Source organism: Anaerococcus sp. (assembly GCF_030825785.1).
GTDB lineage: Bacteria > Bacillota > Clostridia > Tissierellales > Peptoniphilaceae > Anaerococcus.
Map to the genome: position 1 here is coordinate 1 of NZ_JAPJPG010000023.1, position 24860 is coordinate 24860.

Consider the following 24860-nt stretch of genomic DNA (forward strand, 5'->3'; position numbering starts at 1 on the left):
AGCCAAAAGATATCGTTATTATTTTAGAGGGAGGAAATATGAGAAATAAAAATAGAGCTATTATAACAAGTGCTTTAGCCATGGCATTGAGTGTAAGTGTTGTTACTTCAATATCTCACGCCGAGGATTTAAATGATGTAAAGCTTGATAACAATTATATCTTGGAAAATGAAGATGAAAATTTAAAAAACGAAGAAACGTTTGTAGAAAACGACAAAAATAAACAAACTGACTTATCTACTTTAGAAGATGAATCTAAAAAATCAGATGAGGGAAAGCTTATCGAAAATATTGAGGATGAAGGTTCTGAAGTTGAGCAAAAAGAAACAAATGAACCGACTAAGGACTTAGAAGAGTTGAAAGATGTTCTTATAACAAAAATAAACAAATCCCAACTTAATGATAATGAAAAGAACGATTTCTCAAGAAAGGTAGAAGAGCTTACATCTAAAGCTGACTTGGAAAAGCTTGATGAAGAAATTGATAAGGCTATAGAAAAGACTACAAAAGACGAAGAAAAGTCTTTAGAGAAAGAAAAAAAAGATAAGGGCGATGGTGAAAAAATCAAAAAAAGTCAAGAAAAGCTTGAGAGTTTTTTGAAAGAGAGATTTGGAATTGAACTCCCAGAAACAATTTATGACTTAAACCTTACTAATGAGGAGCTAGCGAGCTTGGAAAGTGAACTTAGAGAAAAGTTTTCTGGCCAAATAGCTGAAAATTTATTAAATTTTCTTGCTGTTATGCCTGGAGAAGTGGATACGTCTATAAGGAACATTAATAAACTAGATAAATTAAGTCAAGGAGAAAAAGATTACTTTATAGCTCTTATAAGAGAGATAGAAAATAATCCAAATGCAGTTCGCATGAAAGAAACTATGGCTGTAGTGAGCGAGGCTACTAAGTTAAATAGAAGTAAGAAAGAAAAAACAGAAGCTACCGCTATAACAGAAGAAGATAAAAAAGCGGCCAACCAAAGGCTAGAAAAGCTAATTTATCTAAGTCCTGAATTAAGAGACAAATTCAAAAAAAGGATGGATGCTGTGAAAGATAAGGCTGGCTTAGAATATCTTTTAAGTCAAGCTACAGCAGAAAATGATAAGAACAATGAATACGCAAAAGTTAAAAAAGTTACAGACTCAAAAGCTGTTGATGGCTTGATTAATAGGTATAAGAGAAAACTATACGATAAGAGTTATGAGGGATATATAGAAAATATATCTGATGAGGAGAGGAAGGCTAAAAGCGATGAATTAGACGAAATCGCTAAGGGAGAGAATAACACATATATTCAAAAATATATAGGTCTTACAAGCATGCTTGATAGGTTAAATGAATTAAGAACTCCTTATGTTAATAGGGTAAATAATCTTAATCTGGATGAGGCGAAAAAGGCTGCCTTTATTGAAAGGATCTTGAAGGCTAAATTTAAAGAAGTCTTAGATTTAATTCAAAAAGAAGCAGAAAACCAGAGTGAACAAGTTGAGGATAAGGAAGTTACAGACAAAAGAGAAGAGCTCGCTAAAAGGCTTGAATCTATACCATCAGATGACAAAGAAAACCTAAAAAAAGCCCTCCAAGATGCCAAGAGCCTAGAAGACTTAGAAAAAATCGAAAAAGAAATTTCTAGCAAGGAAACCGAGGCTAAAAGAAAAGATATAATCTTTGCCTTCAAATTAAAAGCTAAGGAAGTAGTTAAGGGACTTGAAAATCTAAGCTCAGAAAGAAAGGCAGAAATAGAAAAAGAAATTGACCAAGCAAATGATAAAGATTCCATAAAAAAGATTTCTGATGCTGCTAAGGCTGAAGATAAGAAGATTGTAGAAGAGAAGAAAAAGAAAGAACTTGAAGAAGAAAATAAAAAGGCACTTGAAGCTAATAAGGAAGTTTTGAGAAAAAGGCTAAAAACCATTGAAAAAGATGCTGATCCTGCCAAGGTTAAGGAAATCAAAAATAAAATCAATGCCTTGACTGATGTAAAAGATTTTGACAGTCAAAATGCTATTAAAAAGGAAATTGAAGAGCTTGAAACCGAGATAAAGAATAGACCTAAAGATCCTAGCGAGGAAACAAAAAACAAGGTCCTAGAAGATATTAAAAATGGGTATATCGAGAAGATACAAAAATTAAAAAATCTAAGCGAGGAAGAGAAAGCTAAGCTTATTGAAGAAATAAATAAAAAAGACAAATTAGATCAAGAAACAATAAAAGAAATTACTGAAAAAGCAAACGAAGCAGAAAAAACAAATAAAAAAAGAAGCGAAGAGAAGCTTTTGGCAGACTTTAGAGATGGATACAAGAAAAAAATTGAATCCCTAGCTAATTTATCAGATGAAGAGAAACAAAATTATTATGCCAACCTAGCTAGTGCGAAAAATGTAGGGGAAATGAGCGATATATATAAAGAAGCCCTAGAAAAAAGCAAGGTTAGTCCTGAAGTTAAGGATAGGGTTGTAAATGATTTGAGAAAAGCCTACTTAGCAGAACTAAATAGTCTTGTTAATCTTGATATTGAAAGTAGAGAGAATTTTACAAATCAAATAAACAAGGCGACTGCCCTTAAAGGAGAAGGTGGATTCCTAGAAATCATTGATGAAGCAAGAAAGCTTGATAAAAAAATTGCGGGTCAAAAATTAGTAGCTCAAGATGCGAGGAAAAAATTCAATGAGGAATTAGAAAAATTAACCAACCTTACACCTAGCGAGAAAAAAGGCTTTGAAGCAAGAGCTCAACTAACAGATTCACCAAGTGAAATGGCTCAAATTTTGATGGAAGCAAGAGAAGCTAATAAAAAGCCTGTAGAAGATAAAAAGGTTGAAATCGTAAAAGTAGTTATTCCACATACAACTAAAATAATAGAAGATTCCAATATAGAAAAAGGCAAGAAAGTTGTAGAAGTTGTAGGAAAAGATGGCGAAAAGACAATAACAATAACATCAAAACTAGTTAATGGGAAGATAGTTGTTGAGAAAAAAGAAGAAATTACCTTAGAACCTGTAGAAGAAATTATAAAAATTGGAACTAAGGAAGAAGATAAAAAGCCAGACAAAAAGGACGGAGAAACCCAAACACCACCAGCACCAGACAAGAAGGATGGAGAAACTCAAACTCCACCAACTCCAGACAAAAAGGATAAAGAAACTCAAAAACCATCATCACCAGACAAAAAGGATAAAGAAACACAAAAACCATCAGCGCCAGACAAAAAGGACGGAGAAACTCAAAAACCATCAGCTCCAAATAAAAAGGACGGAGAAACACAAAAACCATCAGCGCCAGACAAAAAGGACGGAGAAACACAAACTCCACCAACTCCAGACAAAAAGGATAAAGAAACACAAAAACCATCATCACCAGACAAGAAGGATGGAGAAACTCAAAAACCATCATCACCAGACAAAAAGGATAAAGAAACACAAAAACCATCATCACCAGATAAGAAGGACGGAGAAACTCAAAAACCATCAGCTCCAAATAAGAAGGACGGAGAAACTCAAAGACCATCTGGAAGTAAAGAAGACAGCAAAGCAAAAAATCCTTTATCAAAAGGTAAAGACAAGGATAAAAAAGAAAATAAAGAAGAGAAAAAACAGACAAAGACAGCACCAAAGACTGGAGTAACAGGCATGACAGAGATATTCATGGGTCTAATAGCTTCTAGTTCAGCCTTATTTGTTGATAAGAAAAGAAAAAATAAGAGGTAAAAATGAATAAGAAAAAAGTTTTAAGCCTTGTTACAATTTTGGCAACAACAGCTGGTCTTGCCCTAACACCAAGTAGTTGCTTTGCTACAGAAGATTCTGGTGTTGGAGTTTATGACAAACTCGGGCAAAAAGCGAATATTGACAAACAATCTTATAAAATAATTAGCCAAACAACAAGCAATGAATATCCAAAAGCTTTTGCTTCTTTCACCAATGATCCACCAGGCTCAAATGATAAGGTAGGTTCATTAAATGATGGAATAATTGATATGGATGGCTCAAAAGGCAATAATAGATGGACAACCTGGCAGAGAAATGCCTTAAAGGGCAACCAATATATTGGCGTAATATTTGGGGATAAAAAAGCGAGAAAACAAGAAGTGAGTGGATTATCACTAAGCTTTTTTGAAGACAACGGAACAAAGATGCCTCAAAAAATTAGGGTTGAATATTATGTTGGCCCTAAGCCAGAGGGAATAAAAAACCATGCTCATATAGCGGATGAGAAAGATAACTCATTTAATAATCCTCAAAACTGGAAGAGTGTAGAGAATTTAAGAGCGAATAATTTAGATAGAAATAAAACAAATGATATTTCCTTTGACAAAGTAGAGACTTTTGCGATAAGGATAGTTATGCTTCCACCAGAGGGAAAATCGCTAGCAGTTACAGAATTGCAAGCTTGGGGAAAAGATTATGTCAAAAAACCTTTGGAGCTAACAAAACTTAAAGACCTTTATGAAAAAGCACTCAAACTTGATAAGGATGACTACACATACACAAGTTACAAAAATCTTGTAAAAATCTTGCCAGAAATAGATAAGGTTCTCAAGAGTGAGGATTTAGAACAGGAAGATGTTGACAAAGCTTTCGAAAAATTAAAGGAAAGTATTGGAAGTCTTGCATCTTTCAATAAAGCTAACAAGGATGAATTAGAAAATCTAATTAAGAAAGCTGAGTCTTTCAAAAAAAATAAGTATACTCAAGAATCCTTTAATGAGCTTCAAGAGGAATTAGTTTATTCAAAATCAGTTCTCAAAAATAAAAGAGCTTCTCAACTGGATGTAGACAAGGCTGTTGAATATTTACAAAAATATATAAAAAATCTAGTAGAGGTTAGGGCTAAGGCAGATACCAGCCAGTTAAAGGAATGTTTAGCTTATGCAGAAAGTTTTAATTTGGATGAGTATGGGGATGAATCTAGGTTGAACTTGGAAGTTGCAATAAAAAATGCAAAAGAAACATTAAAAGATCCTAGTTTAGCTCAAGATGTAGTAGATAAAATATATGAAGAGCTCTTAGATAAAATATTTAAGCTAGAAGAAAAAGAAGATGAGGTTCAGGTAGATAAGTCTAAGCTTCTTTTAGGAATTGATTTGGCCAATGATCTACTAGCCGATAAGTCAAAAACTTATGAAGAAGGATCACTAGAGCTAGTAAAGAAATCTTTCGAAAAGGCTGAGGAAGTTTATAAGAGTAAAGGCGCAAGTAAAACTGAGGTGGACAATGCTTATTTTGATTTACTCGAAGCTATAATGAATATTGATCAGAAACAATCTAGCGATTTAAGAGATGGGTCAAAATTAAAAGAGTTACTTGAATCAATAGAAAAGTCCGATTTAGCTAAAAGTGATAAACTTGCCAAGGCCTGTGTCAAAGCCAAAGAAGTTTATGACAAAGCAGGTTCTAGTCAAGATGATATTAATAAGGCTTATGAAGATATATTAGGCATCTTAATGACTGAATAAAATTCTAAGAGAGCTATCACCTACACTAAGTTAAAAACCCTTAGTGTAGGTAGAAGTTTACAAACGCAACTTAAAATATTCGAGAGGTAATTATGAATAAAATGAAATTAAACAAGGTTGTCTTACTGGTGATTATGATATGCACCTTTGCTATTTTCGCCAAGTCTTCTTTGGCGAGCGGACAAGATTATGAAATATATCCTAAGGTTCACGAGATAGAATATCAAGAAGGCAACGCTTCTCTAAATGGTCAAGTTAATTTAGTTTTAGCTGATAAACTTGATAAGTACACTAAAGAAAAGGCAGAGAATGTTTTAAAGAATAACGGAATAAATTATACAGTTTCATCAAAAGAGCAAGCTGGCACCAATATCTTGGTAGGCATAAAGGGTTCTGATGACCAAGCAGATAAGTATTTTAAACAAAATGCAGTTGATAAGGATATTTATGGACACTTTGATGCTTATTGCTTATCTGTAAAAGATAAGACAATTGCCATAGTTGGAAAAGACACTGATGCGAGCTTTTACGGCTTAGAAACTTTAGACTTAATACTAAGGCAAGCCAACAAAGAAGTAAGAAATTTGGTGATTAATGATTATTCCTCTGTAAAATTTAGGGGAGCTATTGAAGGATTTTATGGTAATCCATGGGGATGGGATAATAGAATTGATAACCTAAAATTTGGAGGTCAATTTAAAAACAACATTTTTGTTTTTGCACCAAAAGATGATCCATACCACAATCAGAAGTGGAGAGACTTATATCCAAAAGAAGATATAGATAATATAAGAAAATTGGCAGAAGTAGGTAATGAAAACAAAAATAGATTCGTTTGGACCATTCATCCATTCATGAATAATCCTCTAACAAGTGCCAATGCAGATGAAGATATTCCGAAAATAATTAATAAGTTCGAACAACTATATCAAGCTGGTGTAAGACAATATGGTGTACTTGCTGATGATATCCAAGGTACTAATAGAGATGTTGTTGTTAGGTTGATGAATGAATTATCAGAATGGGCTAAGGATAAGGGTGATGTGTATGATTTACTTTTCTGCCCAACATCTTATACCTTATCATGGAATTGGAATGCTAGCGAGTTAAATAAATGGGATAGGGAATTCCCTGATAATGTTCAAATATTTTTCACTGGTAGTTCAACAATGAGTTACATAAATGAGTCAGACCTTCAAAAATTCAAAACCAGGGGCACTTTAGGAAAAGAACGTAGAAGTCCTTTGTTCTGGTTGAACTGGTCAGTAAATGATATAGATAAATCTTTTAGGCGAGTATTTATTGGACCTATGGAAATGGTTTCCAACGATGCAAAAAGCATGATTGGAGTTGTAACCAACCCTATGGAACACGCTCACCTATCACAACTTTCACTATTTGCTATGGCGGATTATACCTGGAATGTGGAAGACTTTGATGCTCAACAGTCCTGGTACGATTCCTTTAAATATGTAGAAGAAAATGCAACAGAAGAACTTAGAAACTTTGCAAAACACAACACCTCATCAGATGGGGTAGGTTATTCACTAAAAGAATCTGAAGAATTGCTTCCATTCATCAAAGAATTTGAGGATGCAGTCGATAAGCAAGATAAGGATGCTATCAAAGAAAAAGGAGATAAACTAAAGGCAGAATATCAAAAGATAGCTGACAATGTCGATGATTATAATGAGAAAGCGGCAAACGAAGCTATTAAAGACGAACTAAAACCATATCTTGAATCAATGAAAGATACATCTCTTGCAGCAATAAAAGATATCGAAGCTATAGAATACTACGCACAAAAAGGTGGAGACAAAAATCTTGTCCAAATTTTCAAAGAGGCCGATGCTATGTGGAAGAAAGCTAACGCACACACCTTTAACTCCAGAGGCAAAGAACTTCCTATAAGGACAGGAAGCAAGAGAATTAGAGCTAATGTTGAAAAAATGCATGAAATTTTGTCGGAAGTCGCAATAGATCCTAATGCTAAAACAGGACCATTCAAAAATCCAAACATAAGCGAAGAAAACATTATTACATCTGCTTCTTACGGAATTTACCAAAACCATAGCAAGAAAAAGATGATTGATTTGAATGATAATTCTTTCACCTGGTGGTCAACTCCTGGCGATACTTACAGGAAAGGAGATTACATCGGATTTGATTTAAAGGAAGAATACCCACTAGGCAGATTCAGACTAGTAATGGGTGGAAGCTCTGCAAACGACCATTTTAGCGAATATGAAATAGTATATTCAAATGATAAGGTTAACTGGAAGAGATATGGAGATCCTATAACTCAAAAAGAAGCCAAGAAAGTAACAGAAATAGATTTCAGTGACGAAGGAATAACTGCAAGATATGTAGCTGTTAGGAGCTTGACCGAAGGTCATTATTGGGTTCAAGTTTCTAATATGATGGTTAAAACTCTTGATGTTAAAGAAGCTGATAAGACATCTTTAAACGAGATGATTAAATATTCTGAAAGTATCAAAAAAGAAGAATATAACAGCGAATCATTTGATCGCTTGGCTAAAAAATTAGAAGAAGCGAAGAAGGTAAGCTCTAGAAAATTATCTAGTCAAGAAGAAGTCGACAAGGTATATGAAGAACTTATGGATTCTGTATTTTCTTTGGAAGAACTAGAGGAGTCAGAAGTCGATAAAGAAAGATTAGAAATTTTAATAAAAGCCTCACAAGATGTAGTAGAAAACGAAAATAAATATGAAGAAAATACTGCAGCTGAAGTTAAAGAGGCGTTGACAAGTGCCCTAGAAGTAAACAAAAATAAAAATACTAGCCAAGAAGAAGTTGATGAAGCCTACAACAATTTAAGTAACAAACTACTAGCTCTTAGGAAAAAAGATTCAACATCTATTGATAAGTCAAGACTTAAGACACTTCTTGACTCAATTGGAACACATGAAAGCGATAAATATACAAATGAATCTATAGAAATTTACAAACAAGCTTTAGATAAAGCTAAAGAGGTATTCAAAAATACTACAGCTAAACAAGAAGAAGTAGATGACTGTTATGAATCACTACTAGAAGCAATATTAGATTTAGAGCTAAAATAAGAGGTAGGATATGGGAAATAAGATTATAAAAAATGCAAAACATAAAATAATTAGTTCAATATTAGCCCTAAGCCTAGTGGCTGGGAATATAGGTGGCCTACCTTTCAAATCCCACGCAGATAGCTCATCTTCAAGCGTTATAATCTCGAAGCCAGAAAATGTTTTTTTGGAAAATTCTGATCCAACACAGAAAATAATGGATTTTGACTCTAACTGGAAATTTAAGTTAGGCGATCAATCTGGAGCAGAAAAAGATAACTTTGATGATTCCTCTTGGAGAAATATTGAACTTCCTCATGATTATAGTTTAGAAGGTGAATACACGTCCAGAGGAGAAGCTGAATCAGGATATAAACTAGGAGGAGTCGCATGGTATAGGAAATCTTTCTCTATACCAGCAACTAACAAAGACAAGAAATATACTATATATTTTGATGGGGTATATATGACATCAACAGTCTATATAAACGGTCATAAGCTTGGATTCCATGCTTATGGTTACACTCCATTCGCTTATGATATAACTCCTTACCTAAATTTTGGTGGAAATAATGTAATTTCAGTCAGAACTGATAATCCTGTTCCTTCAAGTAGGTGGTATTCAGGTTCTGGTATTTATAGAGATGTAAGTTTGATAGTTTCAGAAAATCTTCGCATAGATTTGTATGGAGTTGACATTAAAACTCCTGGTCTAAATGCCAGAAACACAAATACTGTTGCAATGAATGTAAAAACAAAAGTTAAAAATGATTCTGGTAAGAAAAGAACTTTTGTAATCAAACATAGAGTTTATAGCAAGGAAGATGAAAGTGAAGTAGCTAGCTATACCTCTCAAAATCTAAGCTTGGATCCAGGAAAATCTACTGAAAATAAGGCTGACTTTCAAGCGAATAATCCTAAACTTTGGGATGTAGATGACCCTAATCTTTATGTAGTTGAAACAAAAATTGAAGAGGATGGTCAAGTTATAGATGAAGATAAAACGGACTATGGTTTTAGATTCATTGAAGCTAATAATAAAGATGGATTTCTATTAAATGGCAAAAAAATAAAGATAAAGGGTGTTTGTATGCACCACGACCAGGGCTCTCTTGGAGCTAGAGCTTATGAAAGTTCTATAGATAGACAAGTTAGAATCCTAAAAGATATGGGAACGAATACAATTAGGGTAACCCATAATCCAGCGTCAAGAGCCCTAATCAACGCTGCCAATAAGTATGGAATGCTCTTAATAGATGAGGCTTTTGATGGTTGGATCTTACCAAAAAATAGCAACTCAAATGATTTCTCTACTTATTTTGAAAAAGAAGTTGGAGAAAGTGAATTAATAAATTCTACAAGAGATATGACCTGGGCAGAATTTTCTATAAAACAGATGGTCAGTAGGGGTAAAAACGATCCTTCTATAGTTATGTGGTCAATGGGTAACGAAGTCTTGGAAGGAACAAATTGGTCTAGGCAAGGCGAGTATCCAGGAGTAATGAGAAATCTCATTAAATGGACTCAAGAAATAGATGACACAAGATATGTAACTATGGGAGATAATCAATTAAAGGGCGGTTATAACAACAATGTTGTGGCTATGGCTCAAGCAATTAGTGATGCGGGTGGTATCGTAGGCGTAAACTATGTTAATGATAATAGGTACGATCAACTTAAAAACGACCATCCTGATTGGACTTTGTTTGGATCTGAAACCGCTTCATCAATCAATTCCAGAGGAATTTATTATAGGACAAATGGAGGCTCTCAAACCATAGATAAGAACCTAACTAGTTACGATAATTCGAGAGTTAACTGGGGCGCACTTGCTTCTAAGGCATGGTATGACACAATTACGAGAGATCATGTATTGGGCGAAGCCGTTTGGACTGGTTTTGACTACTTGGGAGAACCAACTCCATGGAATGGAACCATACCTGGAGCTCAAGGAATTTGGCCATCACCTAAGGCTTCCTATTTTGGAATAATTGATACCGCAGGACTAGAAAAAGATTCTTACTACTTGTACAGGTCCGTATGGAACGATAAAGATACTACCCTTCATTTATTGCCAGCATGGGGTAAGGATATTGTAAGCAATGGAGCGGGTGGAGTTCCTATAGTTGTTTATACAAATGCTGATAGTGTAGAGTTGTTCTTTACCCCAAGGGGCGGACAAAGACGTTCTTTAGGTAAGAAAAAATTGATAACCAACACTACTAAGTCAGGCTTTAGGTATAAAACTGTAGAGGGCGAAAGCGGAAACGAATCTTTGTATGTAAAATATAATTTAAAATACGAAGATGGAAAAGTTGAAGCTGTAGCTTACGATAAAAATGGTAAAGAAATTAAAAATACTGTAGGAAGAAATTTTGTAGAAACTACAGGTAAGGCTGAGTATATAGAGGCTAGCCTAGATAAGAAGAGCCTAGACAATGATGGAAAAGATCTTGCCTATGTCAGAATTGATATAAAGGATAAGAATGGAAATATAGTAACTAATGCAAATAACAATATTAAAGTTGACGTTACCGGCAATGGTAGTCTTATAGCTATGGATAATGGATTGCAAGCCGACCATCAAGCCTATGATGAAGGCAATAGAAATGCTCACGCTGGTTCATTGATAGCAATTGTTAAGGCTGGAAAATCTTCAGGAGACATAAATATAAATATAACATCTGAGGGACTGAAGGCTAAAGCTCTTAGCCTAAAAACCAACAAGGTACATGATTTTGATGCTGAAGCTGGAGTTTCATATTATACCTATAGCAAGACCTATACAGTTAAGAAATCATCCGGAATCAATTTGCCTCAAAGTGTCAAGGCAACATTTTCTGATAGATCAACAAGAGATGTGAAGGTAAGTTGGGAGTCCTTTGACAATAGCTTATTGGATAAGGAAGGTAAGTTTGAAATCAAAGGTAAGACTGAGTTAGGGCATGAAGTATCCGTAAATGTAAATGTAGTAGATGATGTTGTGGCCTTACTTAATGTATCAATAAACACTCTACCTAATGTTATCCCATCTCTACCAAGTCAAAGACCTGGTGTTAAGAGTAATGGAGATATAATAGATACAAACTTTAATGTTGAGTGGGATGATATATCAGCAGAAGAAGTCAAAGAAGAAAAAATTATCCAAAAACATGGAAAAGCTAATATATTTGATAAAGTTGTAGATGTTGTTGCCGATATAAGAATCGCTAGTCCTAAGGTGAGCTTGGGAGATAATGTGATAAGCCAGGCTATGAATAAATCTACAAGTGTAGATAAAAATCTCCTAGAAGGCTCTATAGATAATTTGCTAGATGGTGAGAAGGAATACAACAGAAGAAATACAAAAAATAGCGTGTTTTCAAACATATATGCAGCTAGAGAAGGCATAGATGAATTTGATTTAGTTTTTGAATATGCTACTCAACAGGTATTTGGACAGGCTGGATTAACTTTCGCTATCGATGGCAGGGGTTCGGAATATCCAGACAAGGACAGGATAAAGCTTTTAGTTTCTGAAACAGGAGCAGAAGATTCTTGGAGAGAGGTTAACTATGATCTAGAAGTTAGTGATTTAGGTAAAAATGCTAAAGAATATAAGTTAAACTTTAACCCAAGTCAAGCAACCTTTGCTAAAATAGTCATAAAGAATAAGCAAGGTAAGCACACCTGCCTAACAGAAGCTTCGCTAAACCTATCTGAATCAGAAAATGTAAATTTCGATTCAACTGACTTTGATAGCTTGAAGATTTCCGACAAGAACCTAAGCGAGGAAGAGCTTAAGAAGGATTCCTATACAACGAATGATTTAAAGGCTAAGATAGATGTAAAAACTAAGGAAAATGCCTCATACACTGTTGTTCCAGAAAAAGATTCAAAGATAAACATTTTGTTAGAGTCTGAAGATGGATTGAAGAGGAGAAAATTCACCATTAATCTAGTTAAAAAAGCTAAGGTTGATACTGAGAATTTGAAATCTATGATAGATTACTTTGAATCTTTAGATGAACAAATGTATACGGAAGAGTCCTATAAAAAAATGGCCGACAAGGTAAGTGAGGCTGAGAAATTATTAGGGTCAGCTGATATCAATCAAACTAAGGTTGATGCACTCTATGAAGAAATTTTGAATCTAAGCTTCGAATTAGAGGATAAGGAATTAGATGAAGAAAATGCTGATACCACAGCCTTAATGCATCTTTTCTATAAGGCAGTTGATATTGATCAAGCTAGGTATACAAATGAATCTTTTGAAAACTTGAAAAATTCTTTAGCTAAGGCGAGAGAAATTTTAGATAAAGATAAGATTGATCAAAATTCATGTGATAAAGCATATGAAAACTTACTAGCGGCGGTTGTTGGATTAAAATTAAAAGAAAATGAAAATAACGTTAATAAACAAAAGCTAAAAGATTTGGTGGAGAATATAGCTAATAACCAAGATATTCTTGAAAAATCTGATAAGACCAAAGAGTTAAAAGATCTAGTTGAGCAAGCTAGAAAAGTTTTAGATGACAAAAATTCTAAGGCTAAGCAAGTTGAAGAATCATACAATAAATTAATAGATGTCTTGTTTAAACTTCAAAATGAAAATGACCTAACACTTCTAAAGACAAGCCTTAACCTTATAGTTTCTTCCGAAGAAAAGGATGAGGAAATTAAAGAAAAGGTTGATAAGGTATTAGATGATGAGAGAGCTAATAAGATAGAAATTAATCAAACTTTGAATGATTACGTAACCTATAAAAAATAGTAAACTACAGAAAATCACAAAAAATACTATATTAGTAAAAATTTATCGAATAAATTCTTCCTTCCATACAAAAAACCAAGACTTGGTGTTGTCTTGGTTTTTTGCTTGTAATTAAATTTTTTTAGGATTAGTCGTCCCAAACTTCTCCTGTTAGGGCGTCAACGTTCTTGTCATTACCGTTTTCTACGTCGATTTCGTATTTTAACTTTGCATCATCTGTTGATATGCTCCATTCAACAACTTTGGCATCTTCTTGACCTGTTAGGGCCTTATCCATAGCTTCTGTTGGGCTTATGATTGATGCAAAATCAATTGGCTCAGCCTTTTCGTTATCATTATCGTCTTCTTCGCTTTGTGCCTTGATATCAGCTGTGTTTGCATCAAGAGTTAAGCTGTATTCTTTATTGTCTTTTCTACCTTCGATTTCGTATTCATATTCTCCATTTTCAAGCTCTAGAGAAATACTCTCGATAGCTATTCCCTCATCAGAGAAAGTTTCTTTGAATTTGTTAACAGCACCGTCGATGTCGATTTTTACTTCTTTGATGTCGCTTGTTGCAGTTTTTACTGCTGTTTCTACCTCGTCTTTTGTTTCTTTGGCAGAATCTTTGGCATCTTTGGCAGATTCCTTGACATCTTCTACTTTTGTTTCTGCTTTTTCGCTAGCTTTATTAGTATTTGTATCAGTATTGTTGCCGCAAGCTGCAAAAATCATTCCTGCAGAAAGAGCAAGGGCTAAAAATTTCTTGTTCATATTATCTCCTTTTATGTTTCTATTTCTAAAGATATTATAACACAATCTTAATAAATGTAAAGTATTATTTTAAAATATCGATTTATGGGCTTATAATAAAAAAGAGCTGACCTAAGCCAGCTCAATAGGATAAAACTATTTGTTTTCTCCTGCGTTAACATCTTTTTCTAGTTCTTTTTCTGCAGCGTCTTTTGCAGCATCTTTAGCGTCGTCAGCTTTTCCGTCTACTGCGTCTTTTGTATCTTCAGCTTTTTCATCTACCGCGTCTTTTGCATCTTCAGCTTTTTCATCTATAGCATCTTTTTTGTCTTCAGCTTTTTTGTCTACAGATTCTTTTGCATCAGTTGCTTTTTCTTCAACTTTTGTTTCAGCTGGTTCAGCTTCTTTGTTAGCGTTGTTTCCACAACCTGCAAGTGCAAATGATGCAACTAGTAACATTGCTGCTAATTTGTTTGTTTTCATTTTTATCACTCCCTTATTTTCGTTAACAATGAATTGTTACGTATTAATTATATACCCAAATCCTTTTTTGTAAAACATTTTTTAAAATAGTTAATAATTCTTAACTAGAAATTAATCTAATTGTGATATAATTTTTAATTAACAGGAGGAGAATAGATGAAAGTACTGATAGTTGAAGATGAGAGAAAGCTTTTGAGACTTCTTGATGAAGGATTAAGTCTTTTAGGCTATGTTACAGATACGGCAAGGGATGGAAAAGAGGCCCTTGACCTTGCTTTTGTAGAAGATTATGACATTATTATCCTAGATATTAATCTACCGAAGAAGGACGGCTTCGAGGTCCTAAGAGATATAAGGCAATTTGATAAGGAAGTAAATATTATAATGCTTACAGCAAGAAGTGATATAGATGATAGGGTAAGAGGCCTTGATTTCGGAGCCAATGATTATATGACCAAGCCCTTCGATCTTAAGGAGCTTGATGCGAGGATGCGTTCTCTTTTAAGGAGAAAGTCTATCATGGAAGAAAAAGATATCACAATTAACGGCATAAGCTTCGATACTGTAAAAAGAGAAGCAAGGTTTGAGGGAAAGCCACTTACTCTTACAGCCAAGGAGACTGGAATTATCGAGTATCTTTTCCTTAATAGGGAAAGGTATGTGAGCGTGGAGGAGCTTATGGATCATGTGTGGGATTCCAATGCAGATGATTTCTCGAATACTGTAAGGGTCCATATGTCTTCTTTGAGAAAGAAGATAAAGAAGGCCACAGGAAAAAATTATATAGAAAATGTTATCGGCAAGGGTTATAAGATTTATGAAAAATAAGAAATCCTACGACTCTATAGTAACAAGGCTAATAATTTCCATTGTAATTATATTTGTCCTAATGGTTCTTGTTTCGAATTTTCTTATAAATAGGAAACAAATTATGATAATGGAGGAGGTCTTTGAGGGCTTTTCTAGAAACTTTCCAGAAAATAATGAGTCGGTAGTTCTTCTTATAGATAGTGCCCAGGTCCAATCCACCAGTGCCTTTAGGCTGTATCTCGGCTTGGTTGTAGCTTCAGTTGTCCTAATTGGGTCTGTAGCCTTTGTTTTTATAATCAAAAAAACCCTAGAGCCCTTAAACAAACTAGAAGAGAAGATAGGAAGGGTGGATATAGAAAATCCCGATAGTTTCTCGGAAAATCTAGTCTTGGTTGAGGGGCCTACGGAGATTAAGGAGCTTTCCGAGAAGTTTGATGATTTAATCCAAAGGATCTATAAGGATTACAAAAAGCAAAAGGAATTCTCATCAAATGTAGCCCACGAGCTAAGGACACCCATAGCTATAATGCAGGCCCAGGTCGATGTTTTTAGAGAGAAGAATACCGACGAAAATAATCTAGACTTTATTGAAACAATGGATTTCAACATTAAGAGGCTCAAAAAGCTTATCGATTCGGTCCTTCTTTTAAGTAAAAGAAATAAATTAAAGATTAGCTCTGTTAATCTTGATAATATGATAGATGAGATTTTGTTTGACCTAGATGATTTTGCCTCTAAGAAAAATATTAGCCTAGACTATCACTATTCTAATATAAGCATTGATTCGGATGATGTCCTAATCCAGAGGCTTATCTTCAATATAATAGAAAATGCCATCAAATATACCGAAGAGGGCGGTTTAGTTGATGTTAATGTGAGCCAAAATGATAAGGAGACTGTAATAAGAATATCCGATACTGGAATTGGGATTAGTGATGAGAAAAAAGAGGAAATATTTGATCTTTTCTATCAAGTAGATGATTCAAGAAACAAAGAAGGTTTTGGTATAGGCCTTTCCCTATCTAAAGATATAGCCGAAACTTTGGGGGCGAGGATAGAAGTAAGAGACAATAAACCTAAAGGAACAATATTTTTGATAAAATTTAGAAATATTTAACATAAATTTAACAAGGCCTATGCTAATATATAATCGAGGTAAGGATATGATATACAAAAAAAGAAGAAATGTTGGAATTTTACTTTTACTAATCTCAATAGCCTTCATAAGTTATGGAGCTATGAGAGGAGAGATGGATACGGTTTTGGCAAAGGCGATTAAGTTATGTTTGGAGTGTATAGGAATTGGATAAGATAAAAAATATAAATCGTATGGCTATCCAAGCTATAGCGAGTCTACTTACAAATATCCATATCCCAAACTTCTTTAAAGGAAATATCTATACAGGCTCGACGAAAAGGGCTTGCGTACCTGGACTTAACTGTTACTCCTGCCCAGGCGCTGCTGGATCTTGCCCCATAGGATCTATGCAAGCTGTAATGGGTGCTAAAAAATACAAGTTTTCCTACTATGTTATTGGATCTATGATGTTTTTTGGAGTAATATTTGCAAGGCTTATCTGTGGATTTCTTTGCCCCTTTGGTTTCTTCCAAGATTTATTGGCAAAGATTCCCTCTAAAAAATTAAGTACTAAAAAATTAAAGCCCTTGCGCTACGTTAAGTATCTAATTCTAATAGGACTAATGCTTGCCATGTCACTTGTACTAGGCGATAAGTACGAAGTGGTTCCTCCCATATTTTGCAAGTACATTTGTCCTCAAGGAATCATAGAAGGTGCGATACCACTTGCTATCAAAAACCCATCCCTAAGATTAGGACTCGGAAGCTTATTTAACCTCAAGCTTACGATTTTGATCATAACGATTATCCTATCTATAGTATTTTACAGACCCTTCTGTAAATGGATTTGTCCATTGGGAGCCTTCTACTCCCTTTTTAACAAGTACTCCTTCTATCAGATGGGTGTAGATAAGCACAAATGCATAGACTGCGGCAAATGTGCTAGGGTTTGTAAGATGGATGTAGATATAAGAAAAAATGATCACCATCTAGAATGCATAAGATGCGGCGATTGCAAGAAAAATTGTCCAACAAAGGCCATATCTTCCTCATTTAGGCAAAGGAGAGAAAATGAAGAATAAAATAATATTTGCCTTAATTTTAGCCCTAGGTCTATCGTCTTGTGGCAACAACACACAAAAGGCAGACGATAAGGCTAAAGACATGGCAGAAACAAAACAAGAAGAAGTCAAAAAAGACGAAAAAGACGACAGTAAAGATGCAGATATGAAAGAAGAAGCAGTAAAGGCTGATGATAAAGAAAAAACTGAGTCAGTAGATGCTTCTAAAGCTGGAGCGAAAATGCTTCCAGACTTTACATCCAAAGACCAAGATGGCAAGTCTTATTCCAAAGAAGACATAGCCAAAAACGATGCGACTGTAATAAACTTATGGTTTACAGGCTGCTCAGCTTGCGTAGAAGAAATGGATGATCTAAACGAATACTCTCAAAAACTAAAAGAGCAAGAGGGAGTTGACTTTGTATCAATGTGTACAGATGTAAATTACGATGATTCAACCAAAGAAGCCTTTGAAAGAATCATGAAAGATAAAAAGCCAACTTATAAAAATCTTGCGGTAGACTACGAAGGAGAAATGAAAGATTTTCTAGAAAATATCTTCGTATATCCAACAACAATCGTAGTTGACAAAAATGGCAATGTAATAGGAGATCCAGTAGAAGGAGCCCTAAACATTCCAGAACAACAAGAAAAACTCCAAAAGAACATTGACGCGGCTATAGAAAGCAGCAAAATGGCAAAATAATTTCATAAACAAATCATAATATCTCAGACCCCACACAAGTAACTTATTTCTCCATATAAATTGTGGGGTCTTTTGTTTTATCTACTACTTTGTTGTTAAAAATCTCCCTTTATTATATAATAGTTATATACTAAAGGAGTAGAGGATGAATAATAAAAAGAAGATAGTTGCTATTTTGCTATGTCTATCTAGCTTTACAAGCTTATCTCCATCATTTGCTGATGGAGGAGATAATGCAAGCGAAAAGATAGATCAAGAAAGCTTTTATGAGGAAACTGTCGATAATATTAGCGAAGATACAGATGAAGTTAATACAGAAAAAGAAGATCTTCCTAGTGAAGATAATCTTAGTGAAGAAAGTAAAGACGACCTTTCTGAAAAGGATATTGATGAAGGAGAAATCCTTGAGATATTAAAAGAAATCAAGGAAGAAAATCCGCTATCTTACGAGCAGGAAGAAGAAATCGAAGAGATAGAAAAGGATTCTAAATCTAACACAGGAGACACAAGTAGCCTTCCTATAGTCTATTATGACATGTCAGATATAGATGAGATCTTTAAGGAGAATTCTCAAACAACAGGCGATAAGATTGAGACGGGTAGTGATTATAAATTAATTGATAAAGATAAGTCGACCTATCTTTATGACAAAGAAGGCAAGAAGCTTTCTGGTAAAAGAGAGCTTTCCGGCAAGTCCTATTACTTCGATAAGGAAAAGGGCCTAGTAAAGGGAAGTGAAGTCATAGCGGATGGAGGAAAGTTTGTCGCAAACTCTAAGGGAGAGCTTTCACTAGTAGAAAAATCTAAGCAAGGCTGGATAGACCTAGAAGGAAGAAGCTATTTCTTCCAAAATGACGGCAAGCTTGCCAGAGGACTTTACGATACGGGAGCTAACAGGTATTTCTTCGATAAAGAGACTGGAGCCATGGCCCGTAATGAGATCAACACCAAGGGTTTTGACAGGATATATTCTGAGAAAAACGGCATAGCCCATTATATAGGTTGGGACTATTCCAAAGGCAAGCTTGGATATTTCAATGAAGATGGAACATACACTAAGGGCCTTAGGACGATCGACGGAATCACTTACGGTTTTGACGAAAATGGTAAGATTTTCAATAGGCAGTACAAGAAGTTTGGAAATCAACGGTATTATTTCAATAAGTATGGCGAAGCTAGCAAGCATTCAGGAAAATTTGCTAAAGGTTGGGTTGGAGATAGGTATTACTTCTCAGACGGAAAGCCTGCAGAAGGCTTACAAAAAATTGGTGGAGTAACCTATATATTTGATGAGCTAACCAAGGAGACCTTGACCAATACTACCAAGGTAATTAATTTTAATAGATACAAACTAGATTGGCGTGGTCGTGCGACATTTATCGGAAAAATCGATACTAGACAAGCGGTTAAGGGAACCAGGGGACTCTTTAAGCCAGGATTTTCTCAATATCTTAATAGGAAAACACCTTATTTTACCCAGAGAGATCCTAGATGGGCTAACAGAAGATTTTCGAATGGAACATTTTCAGGCTACGGATGCGGACCAACTGCAATGGCCATGGTCTTATCAAGAGAGCTTCATAGAAATGACATTTACCCAACCAATACAGCCATAGATGCTAACGATTACGAAAACGACGGAACTGAATGGCAATATTTCATGGAAGCTCCGAGGATGTACGGACTAAATTCTTATGACGTGCCAGTAAACAAAAAAGCCTTCATCCAGGCTCTAGAGACAGGAACTATGGTAGTAAGAGTAGGACCGGGATATTTCATAAACGGGGGACACTTCTTGGTTATAGATTCCTACAAGGATGGATACTTTACAATAAACGATCCATACTACTTGCAAAGAAACACCCTGGATAAACACACCTTCGAAAGATTAAAGGCGGAAGTGACAGTTGGATGGGTTATAAAAAAATAAAGAATTGAGAGGGTTTTGAGAATAAATAAAATCGCCTCGTGCTTTAGCTTAATTTATAGGATGTATATGATTGTTTTTCAGTCGTATACATCTTTTATCTTGTATTTTATTCTTAAATTTCAGAAATCTTATACAAAAAAACCTTTTCTTGAGTTATAATAGATGTATAGGAGGATATTATGCAAAATTTTAGGATTGAAAGTGACTCATTAGGAGAAATTAAGATAGACAGGCAGGCTTATTACGGAGCTAATTCTAAGAGGGCTTTGGATAACTTCCCTATAACAAGAAGGCCTATGGATTCATTTTTGGTAAGGGCCATAGTGGAGGTTAAGAAGGCTTGTGCTATTGAAAACAACAAGGTAGGGATCCTTTCTGATAGGAAGAAGGATGCTATAGTTTCTGCCTGCGAGAAAGTTATGGCAGGAGAGTTTTTGGAAAATTTCGTAGTAGATCAGATCCAAGGGGGAGCTGGCACTTCCTTTAATATGAATGTAAATGAGGTTATAGCCAATATAGCCAATGAAATTATGGGAGGAGGAATCGGAACTTATGAGTTTATCCATCCCAACGATCATGTAAACAAGGGTCAATCTACAAACGACGTAATTCCTTCTGCAGGAAAGATCGCCCTTATAAGATATATTAATGAGCTTAAAGAAGAAGTTAATAACTTGATTAAGTCTTTGGAAAATAAGGCTTGTGAGTTTGATTCATATATCAAGATGGGTAGGACCCAGCTACAAGATGCTGTGCCAATAACTTTAGGCCAAGAGTTTATGGCCTATGCTAGGGCTATCAGGAGAGATTATGATAGACTAGAAGCTGCCATTCGCCAACTTTCCTACCTAAACCTTGGAGGAACAGCTATTGGAACGGGGCTTAATGCTGATGACAATTATATAAAAGAAGTCGTGCCAACCTTATCTAAGATTTGTGATATTAAGCTTTACCAAGCGGAAGATCTAGTAGATGCAACACAAAATCTCGATTGTTTCTTGTTTACTTCATCAGTTCTTAAGGCCCTTGCTAGTAATCTTTCAAAGATTTCTAACGACCTAAGACTCTTATCTTCAGGACCAACAACAGGAATTAGCGATTATAATCTACCTGCCAAACAAGCTGGTTCATCAATCATGCCAGGTAAGGTAAATCCAGTTATACCAGAGGTTGTAAACCAGGTTGCCTTTTTGGTTATAGGAAATGATATGACTGTTACAATGGCCGTCGAGGGAGGACAGCTAGAGCTTAATGCCTTTGAGCCAATAATATTCTATAGCTTGTTCGAATCACTTAAGACCTTAAAGGCAGCAATCCACACCCTCTATACAAACTGTATTGATGGAATTACATCTGATAAGAAAAAACTAGAGAAGAGGGTAGAAAATTCTGTCGCAATTATAACTCCTTTTGCCCCACATATAGGCTATGATAGGGCAAGTAAGGTAGCTAAGGAATCCTTGAGGACTGGAGTTTCTGTAAGGGAGATCTTAATCAGGGATAAGATTATGACAAGCGATGAGATAGATAAGATTTTAGATTACGAGAATATGACCAAGCCAGGGATCTTGGACGAAGATCATATAAGTAAGGATTAGACATGGATAAGAGAATTGAAAGAGACAGTCTAGGTGAGATAGAAGTAGATAATGACAAGTATTGGGGTGCCCAGACCCAAAGGTCTTTTATGAACTTCCCCAAAGGCCTAGACCTTATGCCAAAAGAAGAGATAAGGGCCCTAACTCTTATAAAGAAAGCTGCATCTATTGTTAATTTTGATTTAGGAAAAATAGATGAAGAAAGAAAAGATCTCATTGTCTATGCAGCAGATAGGATTCTTTGTGGAGACTTTGACGACCAATTCCCACTTACAGTTTGGCAAACGGGATCTGGTACCCAAAGCAATATGAATGTGAATGAGGTTATAGCCCATATTGCCAATGAAAAGTGTGGGGAAAATTTAATTCATCCAAACGATCATGTGAATAAGTCCCAAAGCTCAAACGATACCTTCCCTACAGCCATGCACATGGCAAGCCTTAATCTTTTGGAGAAGGAACTTTTGCCAGAAGTTGATAAATTCGTGGATGCCATTAATAAGAAGGCTAGGGAATTTGATGAGATAATAAAAACAGGAAGAACCCATCTTCAAGACGCAACTCCTATAGCCCTATCTAGTGAAATCGGTGCCTATAGCGAGATTATTAGAAGAGATAAGGCAGCTCTTCTAGACTTGATGGAAGATCTTCGTAGACTACCAATTGGGGGAACAGCTGTGGGAACTGGCCTTAATGCGCCAGAAACTTATAGCACGAAGATGATTAGCGTCCTTGAAAAGCTCAGTGGTCTAAGACTTATAGAAGATTCCAACAAATTTGTAGGGCTTTCCTCCAAACAAGCCATGGCGAGAGTCCACTCTGCTCTTAAAGTCCTTGCTGAAGACCTTAACAAAATTGCCAATGATTTGAGATTTTTATCCTGCGGACCAAGAACTGGTATAGGGGAATTAATCCTTCCAACAAACGAGCCAGGATCTTCAATCATGCCAGGTAAGGTTAATCCTACCCAAGTTGAGATGATGACTATGATAGCTATCCAAGTTATGGCCAACGATACTGCCATATCTATTGCCAATGCGAGCGGACAGCTGGAGCTTAATACCTACATGCCTTTGATAATTTATAATATGGTTAAGTCAATAAAGCTTCTAACTAAGGCTATGGCTTCCTTCAGGATTCATCTAATCGAAGGACTTGTAGCAAATAAAGAAAAAATTGTAGAAAATCTCGATAAGTCTCTCATGCTCGTGACTTCCCTAAGTCCTCTTATAGGCTATGATAAGGCAGCAGAGCTTGCGAAGTTTGCCCACAAGAATAACTTGAGCCTAAGAGAAGCTAATAAAAAGTTAGGATATGTGTCGGATACCGATTTTGTAAAAACAGTAGATCCAAGAGAGATGATATGAAAACATATATTAAAAGGTTAAATTGGGAAGAGAGCCTTTATCTAGCCATTAATAAGCTTATAGCAGAACATGGTAAGGATAACGAGGCCTACAATCCAGATAATAAACCCTTTGCAGTCTTTGATTGGGATAACACTTCGATCATAGGAGATGTGGAGGAGGCTCTACTTTACTACATGGTTAAGAATGTAAGCTTCAAAATGGGTCCGGAAGAGTTCTATGATTTAATCAGAAAAAATGTAGATAAGAAAGATTATCCTAAGGAATTTAATAATATAGATAAGCAAAGGGTAAACATCGACCTAATTTCCCAAGATATAAAAAGAGCTTATGAGAAACTTTACAAAAATCTAGATAGTTTTGAAGGAGGAAAGACTCTGGAGGAAGTCCAAGAGACTGATTATTACCAAGAATTTGTAAGCAAGATTCTTTACAGATATAGGGCAAGTGAATTCGACCCAGAAGCAGAAGATCCTTACTGTTGGATGAGCTTTCTTCTTAAAAATTACAAGACTGAGGAAGTCTACGATCTTTGTAAAAGTGCCTACGCATCCATGAAAAAAGAGAGGATAAGAGTAGAAGAATTTATATCCCCAGAGATAAAATCTGCGGCAGGTAGGATCTCTATTAAATATTTTGTAGGCATAAGGCCCTTGGACGAGATGGTAGATTTATACCAAAGTCTTGAAGAAAACGGCATAGATTGCTATATAGTTTCCGCCTCCTTCATAGATATAGTGAGGGCCTTTGCTACAGATGCTAATAATGATTATAAGATGGTGAAGGAGAAAGTCTTAGGCCTAAGACTTATGAAAGACGATGAGGGAAAAATTCTTCCGAAGTTCGACAAGGATTTTCCTATAAGTATCAGAGAAGGCAAGGTCCAGACTATTAATAAACTCATCAAAAACGACAGAAATTACGGGCCTATAATGGTTGGAGGAGATAGTGATGGAGACTTCGCTATGCTTAAGGAATTCGATCAGACGGATCTTTCTTTGATAATTCATAGGGCAAATTCTGGCTTTATAGATGAATTAAGACGGAAAGGTCGGAAGGGATCTGATAGGTACTACTGCCAGGGAAGAAATCTACTAGGAGCTTCCTTCATAGCAAAAAAGAAATCAGAAGGCTATAATGAATAATATTTTAATCTCGTGAGCCTATCTTGCGAGATTTTTCTTATTTCGGGTATTAAGTTACTAGGAGGGTATATGTTGTTTGAAGATTATGAGATTGGACAAGTTTTTGATAAAGAAATAGGAGATGTTGTCTTTAGCGAGGAAGAAATCATAGAAGCATCCGAGAAATATGACCCTAGAGATATCCATGTCGATAAGGAAGCTGCCAGGAAAAGTAGATTTGGCGAGCTTATAGCGCCTGGGGCTTATGCCAACCTAGTTTTTTGGGCAGCTTGGGTTAGGACAGGAATCGATAGAGATGGTGTTATAGCAGGAACAGCAGTCCTGTCTTGCAAATGGCTGAGGCCCGTTTTGGCAAATACAAGATATAGGGTTAAGGTTGAAATAGTAGGCAAGAAGAGAAGAGAAGGTAGAAATGATTGCCTAATAGATTTTAAAATGACAGTGGAAAATCCTAAAGGAGAAATAGTAACAGAATATGTAGCCCAGGCCTTGGTTAGAGCTAGGGTAAATGTTTAGGAAAAAGATTCTATATACTTTGATAATTATTTATCGAGATAAACAAGTGTGTAAGGAAAGCCTGCTATTCAAATACATCTAGAAATCGCTTGATTTACAAATAATTGATTGAAATTAAGAAAACGTTTGATAAAAATGTTGACATTGATTTATTTTTCTTGTATAATTA

16 protein-coding genes are annotated in these 24860 nt (G+C 35.4%); 14 read left to right on the forward strand and 2 right to left on the reverse strand.

The annotated features are described in order from the left end of the window. The first annotated feature begins 38 nt into the window (after positions 1–38). The 4 genes from RCH56_RS04590 to RCH56_RS04605 all read left to right on the forward strand — a co-directional run bounded on the left by RCH56_RS04590 (position 39) and on the right by RCH56_RS04605 (position 13264). Entirely contained in the window at positions 39–3701 is a 3663-nt protein-coding gene (locus RCH56_RS04590) for a G5 domain-containing protein (RefSeq protein ID WP_306483811.1), read from the forward strand. 2 nt (positions 3702–3703) lie between these two features. Next, the gene (locus RCH56_RS04595) at positions 3704–5449 is read left to right on the forward strand and encodes a hypothetical protein (protein ID WP_306483812.1); all 1746 of its coding nucleotides are present in this window, start codon (positions 3704–3706) and stop codon (positions 5447–5449) included. A 92-nt stretch (positions 5450–5541) separates the two neighbouring features. Further along, positions 5542–8532: a beta-N-acetylglucosaminidase domain-containing protein gene (locus RCH56_RS04600; protein WP_306483813.1), complete on the forward strand. Its 2991-nt coding sequence runs from the start codon at positions 5542–5544 to the stop codon at positions 8530–8532. Between the two features lie 10 nt (positions 8533–8542). Continuing rightward, positions 8543–13264, forward strand: coding sequence for a sugar-binding domain-containing protein (locus tag RCH56_RS04605; protein WP_306483814.1), 4722 nt, complete (start codon positions 8543–8545; stop codon positions 13262–13264). Between the two features lie 127 nt (positions 13265–13391). On the opposite strand, the gene RCH56_RS04610 is transcribed toward RCH56_RS04605, so the two are convergent. Together RCH56_RS04610 and RCH56_RS04615 are read right to left on the reverse strand one after the other, a co-directional pair. Then, positions 13392–14018 carry a PepSY domain-containing protein gene (locus tag RCH56_RS04610; protein WP_306483815.1) on the reverse strand — a complete coding sequence of 209 codons (627 nt, stop codon included), beginning with the start codon at positions 14016–14018 and terminating at the stop codon, positions 13392–13394. A gap of 135 nt (positions 14019–14153) precedes the next feature. Continuing rightward, positions 14154–14456 carry a hypothetical protein gene (locus RCH56_RS04615; protein WP_306483816.1) on the reverse strand — a complete coding sequence of 101 codons (303 nt, stop codon included), beginning with the start codon at positions 14454–14456 and terminating at the stop codon, positions 14154–14156. Positions 14457–14636: 180 nt separating this feature from the next. Here RCH56_RS04615 and RCH56_RS04620 point away from each other — a divergent pair, with 180 nt between their 5' ends. The 10 genes from RCH56_RS04620 to RCH56_RS04665 all read left to right on the forward strand — a co-directional run bounded on the left by RCH56_RS04620 (position 14637) and on the right by RCH56_RS04665 (position 24691). Beyond that, positions 14637–15308 carry a response regulator transcription factor gene (locus RCH56_RS04620; RefSeq protein ID WP_306483817.1) on the forward strand — a complete coding sequence of 224 codons (672 nt, stop codon included), beginning with the start codon at positions 14637–14639 and terminating at the stop codon, positions 15306–15308. After that, entirely contained in the window at positions 15298–16407 is a 1110-nt protein-coding gene (locus RCH56_RS04625) for a HAMP domain-containing sensor histidine kinase (RefSeq protein ID WP_306483818.1), read from the forward strand. The genes RCH56_RS04620 and RCH56_RS04625 overlap by 11 nt, the downstream gene beginning before the upstream one ends. A 46-nt stretch (positions 16408–16453) precedes the next feature. Further along, on the forward strand, positions 16454–16600 hold the full coding sequence (locus RCH56_RS04630) for a CD1871A family CXXC motif-containing protein (protein ID WP_306483819.1): 147 nt from the start codon (positions 16454–16456) through the stop codon (positions 16598–16600). Beyond that, positions 16593–17450 (forward strand): 4Fe-4S binding protein, encoded by an 858-nt coding sequence (locus RCH56_RS04635; protein WP_306483820.1) that lies wholly within the window; start codon positions 16593–16595, stop codon positions 17448–17450. The genes RCH56_RS04630 and RCH56_RS04635 overlap by 8 nt, the downstream gene beginning before the upstream one ends. Continuing rightward, complete coding sequence (locus RCH56_RS04640; RefSeq protein WP_306483821.1) at positions 17440–18135, forward strand: TlpA disulfide reductase family protein; 696 nt, start codon at positions 17440–17442, stop codon at positions 18133–18135. Before RCH56_RS04635 ends, RCH56_RS04640 begins: the two co-directional genes overlap by 11 nt. 145 nt (positions 18136–18280) lie before the next feature. Next, complete coding sequence (locus tag RCH56_RS04645) at positions 18281–20065, forward strand: C39 family peptidase (RefSeq protein ID WP_306483822.1); 1785 nt, start codon at positions 18281–18283, stop codon at positions 20063–20065. Between the two features lie 179 nt (positions 20066–20244). Further along, a complete protein-coding gene (locus tag RCH56_RS04650) occupies positions 20245–21663 on the forward strand; it encodes an aspartate ammonia-lyase (RefSeq protein WP_306483823.1) in 1419 nt (472 codons plus the stop codon). Positions 21664–21665: 2 nt separating this feature from the next. Next, positions 21666–23030 carry a lyase family protein gene (locus RCH56_RS04655; RefSeq protein WP_306483824.1) on the forward strand — a complete coding sequence of 455 codons (1365 nt, stop codon included), beginning with the start codon at positions 21666–21668 and terminating at the stop codon, positions 23028–23030. Further along, entirely contained in the window at positions 23027–24175 is a 1149-nt protein-coding gene (locus RCH56_RS04660; RefSeq protein ID WP_306483825.1) for a haloacid dehalogenase-like hydrolase, read from the forward strand. The genes RCH56_RS04655 and RCH56_RS04660 overlap by 4 nt, the downstream gene beginning before the upstream one ends. Positions 24176–24244: 69 nt before the next feature. Further along, positions 24245–24691 (forward strand): MaoC/PaaZ C-terminal domain-containing protein, encoded by a 447-nt coding sequence (locus RCH56_RS04665; RefSeq protein WP_306483826.1) that lies wholly within the window; start codon positions 24245–24247, stop codon positions 24689–24691. Positions 24692–24860 lie beyond the last annotated feature (169 nt).

Bases quoted from the DNA above. Each gene is read 5' to 3' on its own strand.
- RCH56_RS04590 (WP_306483811.1), top strand. From the start codon at position 39: ATGAGAAATAAAAATAGAGCTATTATAACAAGTGCTTTAGCCATGGCA.
- RCH56_RS04595 (WP_306483812.1), top strand. From the start codon at position 3,704: ATGAATAAGAAAAAAGTTTTAAGCCTTGTTACAATTTTGGCAACAACA.
- RCH56_RS04600 (WP_306483813.1), top strand. From the start codon at position 5,542: ATGAATAAAATGAAATTAAACAAGGTTGTCTTACTGGTGATTATGATA.
- RCH56_RS04605 (WP_306483814.1), top strand. From the start codon at position 8,543: ATGGGAAATAAGATTATAAAAAATGCAAAACATAAAATAATTAGTTCA.
- RCH56_RS04610 (WP_306483815.1), bottom strand. From the start codon at position 14,018: ATGAACAAGAAATTTTTAGCCCTTGCTCTTTCTGCAGGAATGATTTTT.
- RCH56_RS04615 (WP_306483816.1), bottom strand. From the start codon at position 14,456: ATGTTACTAGTTGCATCATTTGCACTTGCAGGTTGTGGAAACAACGCT.
- RCH56_RS04620 (WP_306483817.1), top strand. From the start codon at position 14,637: ATGAAAGTACTGATAGTTGAAGATGAGAGAAAGCTTTTGAGACTTCTT.
- RCH56_RS04625 (WP_306483818.1), top strand. From the start codon at position 15,298: ATGAAAAATAAGAAATCCTACGACTCTATAGTAACAAGGCTAATAATT.
- RCH56_RS04630 (WP_306483819.1), top strand. From the start codon at position 16,454: ATGATATACAAAAAAAGAAGAAATGTTGGAATTTTACTTTTACTAATC.
- RCH56_RS04640 (WP_306483821.1), top strand. From the start codon at position 17,440: ATGAAGAATAAAATAATATTTGCCTTAATTTTAGCCCTAGGTCTATCG.
- RCH56_RS04645 (WP_306483822.1), top strand. From the start codon at position 18,281: ATGAATAATAAAAAGAAGATAGTTGCTATTTTGCTATGTCTATCTAGC.
- RCH56_RS04650 (WP_306483823.1), top strand. From the start codon at position 20,245: ATGCAAAATTTTAGGATTGAAAGTGACTCATTAGGAGAAATTAAGATA.
- RCH56_RS04655 (WP_306483824.1), top strand. From the start codon at position 21,666: ATGGATAAGAGAATTGAAAGAGACAGTCTAGGTGAGATAGAAGTAGAT.
- RCH56_RS04660 (WP_306483825.1), top strand. From the start codon at position 23,027: ATGAAAACATATATTAAAAGGTTAAATTGGGAAGAGAGCCTTTATCTA.
- RCH56_RS04665 (WP_306483826.1), top strand. From the start codon at position 24,245: ATGTTGTTTGAAGATTATGAGATTGGACAAGTTTTTGATAAAGAAATA.